The organism is Endomicrobium proavitum, assembly GCF_001027545.1.
GTDB classification, from domain to species: domain Bacteria; phylum Elusimicrobiota; class Endomicrobiia; order Endomicrobiales; family Endomicrobiaceae; genus Endomicrobium; species Endomicrobium proavitum.
This window is the reverse complement of the sequence record NZ_CP009498.1, coordinates 169,613-181,276: the sequence shown is the minus strand read 5'-3', so window position 1 is coordinate 181,276 and position 11,664 is coordinate 169,613. Positions and strand designations below refer to the sequence as shown.

At 39.4% G+C, this 11,664-nt stretch carries 10 protein-coding genes; 2 read left to right on the top strand and 8 right to left on the bottom strand.

The window, feature by feature from the left end; all coding sequences use genetic code 11:
• Window positions 1-176 precede the first annotated feature (176 nt).
• Both Epro_RS00740 and Epro_RS00735 read left to right on the top strand, forming a co-directional pair.
• Window positions 177-683 carry a peptidylprolyl isomerase gene (locus Epro_RS00740; RefSeq protein ID WP_052571538.1) on the top strand — a complete coding sequence of 169 codons (507 nt, stop codon included), beginning with the start codon at window positions 177-179 and terminating at the stop codon, window positions 681-683.
• Between the two features lie 10 nt (window positions 684-693).
• Window positions 694-1,218 carry a DJ-1/PfpI family protein gene (locus tag Epro_RS00735; protein WP_052569680.1) on the top strand — a complete coding sequence of 175 codons (525 nt, stop codon included), beginning with the start codon at window positions 694-696 and terminating at the stop codon, window positions 1,216-1,218.
• A gap of 28 nt (window positions 1,219-1,246) precedes the next feature.
• Here Epro_RS00735 and Epro_RS00730 read toward each other — a convergent pair whose 3' ends face one another.
• The 8 genes from Epro_RS00730 to tsaD all read right to left on the bottom strand — a co-directional run bounded on the left by Epro_RS00730 (window position 1,247) and on the right by tsaD (window position 11,655).
• Window positions 1,247-1,519 carry a metal-sensing transcriptional repressor gene (locus tag Epro_RS00730; protein ID WP_052569679.1) on the bottom strand — a complete coding sequence of 91 codons (273 nt, stop codon included), beginning with the start codon at window positions 1,517-1,519 and terminating at the stop codon, window positions 1,247-1,249.
• Window positions 1,520-1,535: 16 nt separating this feature from the next.
• Window positions 1,536-3,737, bottom strand: a complete 2,202-nt coding sequence (locus Epro_RS00725) for a heavy metal translocating P-type ATPase (RefSeq protein ID WP_193352839.1) — start codon at window positions 3,735-3,737, stop codon at window positions 1,536-1,538.
• A 98-nt stretch (window positions 3,738-3,835) separates the two neighbouring features.
• Window positions 3,836-5,740: a TIGR03545 family protein gene (locus Epro_RS00720; protein WP_052569678.1), complete on the bottom strand. Its 1,905-nt coding sequence runs from the start codon at window positions 5,738-5,740 to the stop codon at window positions 3,836-3,838.
• An 11-nt stretch (window positions 5,741-5,751) separates the two neighbouring features.
• A complete protein-coding gene (locus tag Epro_RS00715) occupies window positions 5,752-6,252 on the bottom strand; it encodes a TIGR03546 family protein (protein WP_052569676.1) in 501 nt (166 codons plus the stop codon).
• Entirely contained in the window at window positions 6,230-6,904 is a 675-nt protein-coding gene (locus tag Epro_RS00710; RefSeq protein ID WP_052569674.1) for an HAD family hydrolase, read from the bottom strand. The genes Epro_RS00715 and Epro_RS00710 overlap by 23 nt, the downstream gene beginning before the upstream one ends.
• Before the next feature lie 120 nt (window positions 6,905-7,024).
• Entirely contained in the window at window positions 7,025-9,628 is a 2,604-nt protein-coding gene (glgP, locus tag Epro_RS00705; RefSeq protein WP_052569672.1) for an alpha-glucan family phosphorylase, read from the bottom strand.
• 32 nt (window positions 9,629-9,660) lie between these two features.
• Complete coding sequence (gene dusB, locus Epro_RS00700; RefSeq protein ID WP_052569671.1) at window positions 9,661-10,632, bottom strand: tRNA dihydrouridine synthase DusB; 972 nt, start codon at window positions 10,630-10,632, stop codon at window positions 9,661-9,663.
• A 9-nt stretch (window positions 10,633-10,641) separates the two neighbouring features.
• Window positions 10,642-11,655, bottom strand: a complete 1,014-nt coding sequence (gene tsaD, locus Epro_RS00695) for a tRNA (adenosine(37)-N6)-threonylcarbamoyltransferase complex transferase subunit TsaD (RefSeq protein ID WP_052569669.1) — start codon at window positions 11,653-11,655, stop codon at window positions 10,642-10,644.
• Window positions 11,656-11,664: the final 9 nt, after the last annotated feature.

Sequence of the window (11,664 nt, the reverse complement as noted above, 5' to 3'; positions counted from 1 at the left end):
TTGCTCGTTTTTGAAATAAAACGGCTTGCTCTTTTGCAAAATGCGCGATAGATTTGTATAATAAAAAAATGAAAAAATATTTCTTATGTTTATTTGCAGCCGTATTGAGTTTTACATTCGCAGGTTCTGCAATTGCGCAGACAAAAAAACAAGATGCTTCTAAGGAGAAAAAAGCAATGTTTGCTATTTTTAACACGTCTTACGGAACCATTAAAATTAAGCTGTTTCCCGAAAATGCGCCTAAAACTGTTGCAAATTTCGTAGAGCTTGCCGAAGGAACAAGAGAGTTCACAGACCCGAAAACAGGCAAGCAAACAAAGAAGAAATTCTACGACGGACTTATTTTCCACAGAGTTATACCCCAATTTATGATACAAGGCGGAGACCCTCTCGGCACGGGAACCGGCGGACCGGGTTACAAATTTGAAGATGAAATAGACCCAGCGCTCAAGTTTACCAAACCCGGACTTTTGGCAATGGCAAACGCAGGTCCCAACACAAACGGATCTCAGTTTTTTATAACCGAAGTTTCAACACCATGGCTTAACGGCAACCACACCATTTTCGGAGAAGTTGTAGAAGGCCTTGAAGTTGTTAAAAAAATTGCAAGAGCCGAAGTTGATTTTTCGGACAAACCTATAGAACCTATAATATTGAAAAGCGTAACTATAGAGAAAAAATAAGGACGCAGTTATGAAAAAAGCAGTTTTTATAACCGCCCCTGAAGTTTTCAGAGACGAAGAATACGACATACCTAAAAAGATTCTTGAAGATGCCGGAGTTAAAGTAATTACGGCAAGCAATAAAACCGGGGAAATAACGGGCAAATTCGGTTTAAAAGCTAAAAGCGATATTCTTCTTGAAGACGTAAAACCGGAAGATTTTAACGCTATAGTTTACATAGGCGGTAGCGGAGCAAGCGTTTTTTTTGAAGACGGCAGCGCTTTAAAACTTGCAAACCGTTTCTATACTGATAAAAAAATTACAGCCGCAATTTGCATAGCTCCTACAATACTTGCAAATGCAGGAATACTGAAAGGCAAAAAAGCTACGGTTTTCCCTGACGGAATAGAAGCCTTAAAAAAAGGCGGAGCAATTTACAGCAAAAAAAACGTTGAAACAGACGGCAACATTATAACAGCGGCAAATTACGAAACTGCAGAAGAGTTTGGCAAAACGCTTCTTAAAGCTATAAATAAAGAGCCTGAAACTTTTTAAAGTTTCAGGCTCTTTTGTTTTACAGCGTTTATTTACTTAATTTTGAAAAAATATCTATTATCTCTTCAATCTTTTCTTCCCTGTCGCTTTGTTTCCCGCTTTTAAAAGATTCCGCAACGCATGAAGTTAAATGTCCTTCCAAAACATCTTTTGCGGTTTTTTTTAAAATCGCCGAACTTGCCATAATTTGATTTACCACATCCACGCAATACTTATCGTCATTAATCATTTTAATTACGCCGTCTATTTGCCCTCGGGCGGTATTTAAAAGACGCAGCACTTTCTTTTTATCGGCTTTCATTTATTTCCCCTTATTTTTATGATTTAAAAAATCTTAAACGCAGCGCGTTTGTAACTACAAATATTGAAGATAAGCTCATAGCTGCCGCCGCAAACATAGGGTTTAATTTCCATCCCAAAACGCCGTAAAAAACTCCGGTGGCAAGAGGAATGCCGCATGCATTATAAAAAAACGACCAAAACAAATTCTGCTTTATATTTTTTACAGTTGCTTTTGAAAGAGTTATAACTGCAGCAACATCGTTTAAATCGTTTTTTATAAGAACAACCTGCGCGCTGTCTATTGCAATATCCGTACCCGCGCCTATGGCTATTGACAAATCCGCGGCAGTTAACGCCGGCGCGTCATTTACTCCGTCGCCCACCATGGCAACTTTTTTATTTTCAGCCTGCAAACTTCTCACATATTTTTCTTTATCTGCCGGCAAAACCCCGTAAATTACTTTATCTATACCCGCCTGCTTTGCAGCGGCATTTGCGCTGTATTTGTTATCTCCCGTAAGCAAAACTACGTCTAATCCTAAAGATTTAAGTTTTTTAACGGCATTTGCGCTTTCGCGTTTAACGGAATCCGAAAAAGTTATAACTCCGAGAAAAACTTTATTTTCCGCAAAAAATAAAGACGTTCCCTTTACATCGGCTGCATTTTTAAATTTTATTTTTTCATCTTTCATAAACGCGGCATTTCCGGCAAGAACAGTTTTTCCGCCGACAACAGCTTTAACGCCTCTTCCGGGAATTTGAAAAAATTTGCGCGCCTTTGCATAAGAAATTTTAAGTTTTGCAACTTTACGCATTACGGCGTTTGCAAGAGGATGTTCGGACAAACTTTCAACGGACGCCGCAACGGATAAAAGTTTTTTAGCCGATGTTTTTTCATACGGATAAATTCCGCTTACGGTTAATTTGCCGTCGGTAAGAGTTCCCGTTTTATCTAAAATTACAGCGTTTATTAAGCGGGCGGTTTCAAGACTTTGCGCGTTTTTAAAAAGAATTCCGCGTTTGGCGCCTACGCCCATAGACACCATTATAGCCGTAGGAGTTGCAAGCCCCAAAGCGCAAGGACAGCTTATCACCAAAACTGCAATTCCTATGGAAACTGCAAACTCTATACCCGCGCCGATTATAAGCCATGCGGCAAATGCCGCCAATGCAATTACAATTACAACCGGCACAAAAACCGCGCTTACTTTATCTGCAAGTCTAGCTATGTCTGCTTTACTTGAACCCGCTTCTTCAACAAGCTTAATAATTTGAGACAAAACCGTATCCTTGCCTATGCGCAAAACTTTCATTTTAAAATATCCGGATTTAACTATTGTTGCGCCGGTTACTTTACCGCTCTTTATTTTTTCAACGGGAACGCTTTCTCCGGAAATAGACGACTCGTCTATAAAAGCCGAACCTTCCGTAATTACGCCGTCCGCCGGAACGGCGCTTCCCGACTTAACTATTAGAATATCGCCTACAGATATATCTTCAGCGGCTATTTCTATTACTTTCCCGCCCTTATCCAAAAGCGCGGTTTTAGGCGCAAGTTTAATAAGACTTTTCACAGCGTCGTTGGTTTTTACTTTTGAACGCGCTTCAAAAAATTTGCCGATTGTAATAAAAGTAAGAATTGTTCCGGCAGATTCAAAATACAAATCAAAATGAGCCGCCGCATTATCTGCGAATATTTTTACAATAGAATAGATTCCGTAAATTACAGCCGCCGACGAACCTATAGCTATAAGAGAATCCATCGTAGGATTTAAATTTATTAAACTTTTAAAACCTCTTTGAAAATAATTTCTATTTATAAAAACTATGATAAGCGCAAGCAAAAACTGGGCAAGAGCAAAATACAAAAAATTATGATGCGAAGAGAGCAAATTCAATTCCGGCAGCCCAACCATGTGCCCCATAGATAAATATAAAAGCGGAATTAAAAATATTACGGACCATACAAGCTGTTTTTTTGTTTTCTCGGTTTCGGCAAGTTCAACAGTATTGGCTTGGGAAACATAAGCTTGCAAAGAAGCGCCATATCCGGCTTTCTTAACAGCTTGTATTATAATTTCTTTTCCGGTTTTACTTTCGTCATATTCCACAGACATGGAATTTTGCAACAAGTTTACCTTGGCGTTTTTAACCCCGATAAGTTTTGATACGGCTTTTTGAACATGCCCGCTGCAAACGGCGCAATTCATTCCCGTTATGTTATATTTTTCTTTCATGATTATATTATAGTATATACCCCATTGGGGTATCAAGAGTAAATAAAAAAAACGGGACGTCTTTCTTCAAAGACGCCCCGTTTTATAAAGTCTGCCGTTTATTTTGAAAACAAAGACCCAAGCCCTGAAGAAGAAACGGCTTGTTTTTTAATCTCGTTTTCTTTCTGCGCTATCAACGATTTCGCATCGTCAATTTGTTTCTGAACATCTCTGAGTTTCGGCTCAAGTTCCGACTGAAGTCCGGATTTATATTTATCCGCATCAGACTGAAGAACTTTTTTCTGATCGTTTACATAGCTTGTAACTTCCTGTCTTATTTTATCTTTTACGTCTCCTGCGGCAGAGTTTATAATATTTGAAAATCTTGAACCAAGTAGAGAATCTATGTTGGAAGTGAAACTCATGTTAAAACCTTTATTTTCAATAATTTCCGTTTTCGCCTGAACGCTTACGGAATCTATGCCGTTCCACAAAGCGTTTACATATTTTACGGTAGCTGCGTTGGCGCCGCTAAAATTTTTAGAAGCCGCGTCATAAGTTAAACCCGTAACAACAACTCCGGCTTTAGTTGTGTAATCGTTTCCTTTCAAAGCAAATTCCGCATTAATTTTAGCTTTCGCTTTTGCAAACGAAGGCGTATAATCCGTATCCGCAACCCCAAGAGCGGCGGCATCTACGCCGTCCATAACAACCGTTATAACATCTTGCGCGACATTTCCAAGACGGTCAAACTTGCCGTTGATTTTAAAAGTTTGGTTTGTATTATCTCCGTAAAGCTCAAAAGTCATGGCTTTACCTATAAGTTTTTGATCGGAAGTTATATTTTGCACAACGCCTCTAAAGCTTACGGGGTTTGGAATATCTTTACCTTCTCCGCCGGATGTTCCCGACATGGAAATATTTGCTATCCAAAAAGACGGAAGCGTTCCCTTCAAAGGATAAGTTATTTCTCTTCCTTTTAATCTTTCCTGCGCTTGAGCTTTTTTCTTATCTTCTTCGGATTTTTGCGGCATATACTTTCTGGCTATACTCATATAATAGAGAACAGAGTCAACTTTATTTACCCACACATCGCCGAAAAGCGTTCTGCTGACATTTTTAAAATCAAGCGACGGAATAGATAGTTTTGAAGCTATATTGTCAACGTCTTGATTTATCAGCGCATTTACATCTTTAAGCGCTTTCTGCTGGTCTGCAATATCTTTTGACAAACCTGCTTGCACATTTTTTAAATCGTTATATGTGGTTTCAAGCGATTTTCTTTGTTCGTTAAGAAGCGTAATATTTTCGCGCAAAACAGCAATGTCCGCCGGAGTTTTAACGCTTATTTTTGAAAGTTTATCTATAGATTCTTTTACGGAATCAATCTGCTTTTGAGTGTCAAGACCGTTTACGGTTTTTGAGTAAGAATCGTATTTACCCATTAAGCCAACATAAGAATCTTTAAGTTTGCCGACGGATTTTATGCCCGCCATATCTATAGCGCCTTCCGGCGAAAAATCCTTTATCTGCTCTTGTATTTCGCCGAATTTTTGCACTGACGGCAATGCGTTATATTCCGCTTCGGATTTATCTTTTATCTGTTTCATGGTTTTGGCAAGCAAGCTGTTTTCATCGGACTTCTTCTTCTTCTTTTTTTCCGGAAGCTTGCACGAAGTTTTCCTTGCGGTTGACCATTTAAACCCGCTAACGCTCATGTTGTCTATTATCACTTTCTTTGACAAAAGAGGAATAAATCTGACTTTAAAATTTATATTGTCAATATCGGCAAGATTTTTAAACTCGTCGTCTTTATCGCCTATTTTCATTGCGTTTATATTTATTGAAAGTTTTGTAAACGTAGTGTTAAGAGAGCCTATTTCAACTTTCGCGCCAAACGCCGCTTCGCCGCCGGCAATAATTCCTTTCTTTAAATAGAAATCAAAATAAAACGCGAAGAAAACCCACACTAAAACTACTATTATAACAGCAGGAATTACAAAAGCCGTTCTGAATATTTTCATTTTTATACCGCCTATTTAAAAATCGTGTAAGAAATTGAGCTTGCCGTAAGAAGTTTTACTATTCTCCATTTGGCAATTTTTTCACGCCAGTGAGATCTGTAATAAAGTATGAATTTTTTCGAGAAGAAATACGCAGGGTAAAAAAGAATAACGCCAAGGGCAAGATTGCCCATAACCACCGTGTTGTTGAATTTTGTAAACGGAACAATATCTGCGTTATAAAGCGAAGTAAATAAATTAAAAAGAAAACCTAAATTTAAAATAAAGTACCCTATTTTATCCGCTATCGGATCTAACAAAAGACCTACAAGCCCGAACACCGTCCACGAAACAAACGCCGCGCCGATATTTACGCGCAGTATCATTATTAAAAAGAAAAATATGCACTTCCACAAAACTCCGGGAACAAAACCGAGAAAAATTCCTAACGCCGCGCCGAACGCAACCTGATTGGGTGACACGTCGGTTTGAAGAACTTTAAAAATATCTTTAAGTATTTTTACTATAAACACTCTTCCCTCCTTGCTTCTCTGTTATTTTTATTATTTCGTCAAACTTATTAACTATGTAGGTCGGAGAAAAAGTTTTTATTCCCTCTAAATTTAAATATCCGTATGAAACCGCTATAGAATCTACGTTTGCAGATTTTGCCGCCTTAAAATCGTTCGCACTGTCGCCTATCATAACCGTTTTACGCGCATCTGCGTTGCTAAGTTTTATTAAATCTAAAATAGGTTTCGGATCTGGTTTTTTTACGCCGGCACTATCTCCGCCGAAAATTTCGCAAAAATATTTTGCAATGTCCAAACGGGTTAAAATTTCTCTGCAAAAAATTTCTGTTTTATTTGAAAGCAACGCTATTTTTTTATCTTTTAATTTTTCAAGAGTTTCTTTAACGCCATCGTAAAGTTTTGTAGTGTCAAGCAAATGCTTTTTGTAATGCTCCGTAAAAAGCCTTAGCGCTTCATTTACATTATCTGGCTTTTCAGGCAAAACTTTTGCTATTAAAGCATTCACGCCGCTTCCGAGATACGAACTGACTTTTTCAACGGGAAAAGGCGCAAGTCCAAAATCTTTCCTCATTAAATTTACGGCCGTAGTCAAATCGTATTGCGAATCTACAAGCGTCCCGTCTAAATCAAATATTAAAAATTCATAGCTCATTTTTAAACACAAAGTGAAATATAAATAGTAAAAAGCGGAATTAACAAAATTTACTCCTTACTACTCCATATAGCTCGCCGTTACTTAACTTCCTATCTTCCTAACATCTCATCTTCTTTTTCATTGCCATTTTATAAGTTCGGATATATACTGCACTTCTCCGCCGCATTGCGGAAGAATTCTAACGGTATATCCGCAGCGTCCGACTTTGTCGGCAAAAACCTTCCCTTCAAAAATAAAATCGTTGCCTTCTTTTGAAACAAGCCTCATTTCATAAGTTTCTTGAGAGCTTACAACTTGCTTTGAATTTATAAAACCGCTGAAAATTTGAACGCTGACGTCTTCAGGATTTAAAGAGCCTATATAAACCCTCGCTGTAACAGACATATCGCCGAAAACGCTTATTTCGCCGTTTATGTTATCTTCAACTTTTACGACGTGAACGTCTTTCCAGTTGTTGCGCACGTTTATAAGCCACTGGGCTTTCTTTTTAGCCGCTTCAAATTTATTTTTTTTCAATTTTTCATGCGAAAGCGCCGAAGTTATATAAAACTTTTTAGCATACTCTTCAATCATTCTGTTTGTGTTGAAAACGGGTCCGAGCGTTTGCATGGACATTTTCATTTTCTTTGTCCAGCCTCTTGGAATGCCGTCTATGCCTCTGGCGTAAAACAGCGGAACAATTTCTTTTTCAAGAGTGTCGTAAATGGCTTTGCTTTCAACTTCGTCCTGATACTCTCTGTCGGAATATTCGTCTATAGAACCTATAGTCCAACCGTTGTCACCGTTATATCCTTCGCACCACCAGCCGTCTAAAACGCTGAAATTTAAAGCTCCGTTAACCGCGGCTTTCATACCGCTCGTTCCCGACGCTTCTTCCGGACGCAGAGGATTATTAAGCCATATGTCGGCGCCCTGCACAAGATAGTGCGCCACATTCATATCGTAATCTTCCAAAAACACTACTTTATATTTAAGTTCGGGATCGTTTGCAAGGCTTACTATCTGTTTTATTATTTCTTTTCCAACGCCGTCTTGCGGATGCGCTTTTCCGGCGATAATAATTTGGACGGGGTGTTCCTTGCTGGTAATAATTTTTTTAATTCTTTCCAAATCTTTAAAAATTAAATTGCCGCGTTTATAGGAAGCAAATCTTCTCGCAAAACCTATTGTGAGCGCTTCCGGATCTAAAACTTCGTCGGCGTAACTTGACATAATTTCGGAAAGACCTCTGCGCTTAAGCTGGTGTTTAAGGCGCGCTCTGGCAAAAGACACAAGCCTTTCTCTTCTTCTTTCATGACTTCTCCAAAGTTCCGCATCGGGAATATGAGCCACTCTCTGCCATATTGTATGATCCGCCGGCTCGTCTTTCCACGCCGCGCCGAGATATCTGTCAAAAAGTCCGGCAAACTCGTAAGATATCCACGTATTTGTATGTATGCCGTTTGTTATGTGCGTTATCGGAATTTCTTTTCTGGGCAAACCCGGCCATATGCCCGACCACATTTCTCTTGCAACGGTAGCGTGAAGTCTGCTGACGCCGTTTGCTTTGTTTGTCATTTTCAAAGCAAGAATGGTCATAGAAAAATCCGAAGGATTTCCCATCTTCAAATTTTTTGCCGGAAACGATCCGAGCGCTAAAAATTGTTCTGCGGAAAAACCCAGTTTTTTATACATCGGTTCAAAATATCTTGTAACAAGATCCGCGCCGAAAATTTCATTTCCCGCCGGAACAGGCGTGTGCGTTGTAAACACGCATCCGCTTTGCACAAGCTGGAACGCTTCTGCCTGAGAAAGCCCTTCGTCTTCTATGTACTCCCTCATTTTTTCAAGAAGCAAAAAAGCCGAATGACCTTCGTTAATATGTATTACGCCCGGGTCTATATTTAAAGCTTTAAGAAGTTTTACTCCGCCCACGCCAAGCAAAATTTCTTGACGAATGCGCATATTTCTATCGCCGCCGTAAAGCTCGCCGGTTATCTCTCTTACCTCTTTTGAATTTTTACTGAAATCGGTATCCAAAAGATACAGAGGAACTCTTCCGACTTGAAGCTTCCAAACCCGCGCGGAAATTTTTTCTTTAGGAATATCTATGGTTATTATAAGCGGTTCGTTCTTTTTATCTTTAACAAGCTCAAGAGGCATAAGCTCAAAATGATTTTCGTTATACTCTTCCTGCTGTATTCCGTCGGAATTTAAATACTGTTTAAAATATCCGTATCTGTAAAGAAGTCCTACGCCCACAAGCGGCAAACCCATATCGCTTGCGGATTTTAAGTGGTCGCCCGATAAAATTCCAAGCCCGCCGGAATAAATCGGAAGGCTTTCATGTATTGCAAACTCCGTGGAGAAATACGCAAATTTCATATCGGCGTAATCCGAACACGAATCGTGATACCAAGTATTCATGGACATATATTTATCAAGTTCGCCTTTTACTCTTTCCATGTGAGACACAAAACTGTCGTCTTCGGAAAGCGCGGCGAGAGTTTCCTGTTTTATCATGCCAAGCATAGCTTTAGGATTATGATAAGTTTCTTCCCACAAATCTCTGTCAAGTCTTCTGAAAAGTTCTACGGCGTCGGAGTTCCAGCACCACCAAACGTTATTTGCTATGGCAAGAAGCGGAGAAAGAATTTCCGGAAGATTAGGCACAACTACAAAAGCTTTAGCGTTTGGAGAAACAAAAGTTTCCTGATTTTCGTTAAATAAATCTTTATTCATAAATACTCCTTAAATGCATTTTGTAAATTATATCATTTTGCAGAATTTTCTAAAATCTCTAAAACTTTATCAAACTCTTTAAACGTTTCAATTTTATTAAACATATCTCTTATTTTTGAGGCTTCGGGAAGCCCTTTTATATAATATTGAGCGGTTTTTCTCATAAGCACAAAACCTCTTTTCTCGCCGTAATGTTTAACGGAAAGTTTTGCGTGGCGTTTAAACCATGATATTTTCTTTTTTGCAGAAGGGATTTTTTGTATTTTACCGGAAGCAAAATACTTTTCAAGCCTTTTAAAAATATCGTAATTACCTATCGCCCCGCGTCCTATCATAATTCCACAACAGTTTGAAATATTTAAAAATTTTTCCGCCGTTTCTTCGTCCGTAATACCGCCGTTTCCAAAAACGGGAATTTTTGCCCCGTCGCAGGATTTCGCAAAAGCGTCTAAATCAGGATCTCCCGAATGTCCCTGCGAGGCGGGACGCGCATGGACGGCAACCATTTTTATACCTGCTTCATACGCTATTTTTATAATTTCAGGAGCCACATTTTGCCCGGGAACAAGACCTATTCTTATTTTAACCGTCACCGGAACGCTTGAATTTGCAACTACGCTTTCAAGAATTTTCGCCACAAGCGACGCGTTTGATAAAAGCTTTGCCCCCGCTCCGGCTTTTGCAATTTTTTTAACAGGGCATCCTAAATTTATGTCAATTATATCAGCGCCTAAACCGCTTATTATTTTTGCGGCTTCGCCCATGCTGTAAGCGTCTGCCCCAAAAATTTGCGCGGCAACCGGCTTTTCTTTTTTCTCGCTGTAAAGAAGTTTTCTTGTTTTTGCGTCGGCGTGAAGTAAAGCTTTAGCGGAAACCATCTCGGTATATACAAGGCCCGCTCCTCCGGCTTTCGCCAAGAGTCTTACGGGAAAATCGCTTATTCCCGCCATAGGCGCAAGAACTATATTATTATCAAGCGTTACATTCCCTATTTTAATTTTCATAAATAAAGTTTATTTCCAATTCGTAAGCTGTAAAGACGAAGAAGATTTCAATTGCTGCGCGTTATATTTAAACCCCAAAACGCGCTGCTTAAAATACGCCGCACAGCCTATCATGGCGGCATTGTCAGTGCAATATAGCGACGAAGGAATAAAAACTTCTATTTTATTTTTTTTGCCTACGTCTAAAAATAATTTTCTTATAAGAGCGTTGGAAGACACGCCGCCGCCGAGAGCAATTCTTTTAAGCCCAAAAGTTTTTGCGGCTTCAAAAGATTTAAAACATAAAGTTTCGGCTATTGCCGCTCTGAAAGAAGCGCAAATGTCGTTTATATACCGCTCGTTTTTAACGGGGTTTTGTTTGAGGTAGTTTAACAAAGCCGTTTTAATTCCGGAGAAAGAAAAATCCCAGCTTCCTTTTAAGTAAGGTCTTGTAAAATGCACGGCTTCAGGATTTCCGTCGGCGGCTCTTTTATCTATAACCGGCCCTCCGGGATAAGACAAGCCTAACATTTTAGCCGCCTTATCAAAAGCTTCGCCGGCGGCATCGTCTCTTGTAGCGCCTAAAATTTTATATTTTCCGAAATCTTGCACAACGATAAGTTCGGTATGCCCGCCGGAAATTATCACGCTTAAAAAAGGCGGACGGAGTGATTTATTTTCTATAAACGAAGAATAGAGATGTCCTTCAAGATGGTTAACGGGAATTAACGGCTTTGAATAAACGGACGCAAGGGTTTTAGCCGCCGTTGCGCCAACAAGAAGCGCGCCCGCAAGACCCGGCCCCGAGGTAAAAGCTATAGCGTCTATATTGTCAAAAGAAAACCCCGCCTTTTTAAGAGAAGCCGCAATTACAGGATTTATATTTTTTATATGCTCTCGGCTTGCAAGTTCCGGAACAACGCCGAAAAATTTAGCGTGAACGGCAATTTGCGACGATATAATTGCAGACTTAACGTCCGTTCCGTTTGAAACTACGGAAGCCGACGTTTCGTCGCATGAAGTTTCTATCGCTAATATATTCAAAGTTTTTAC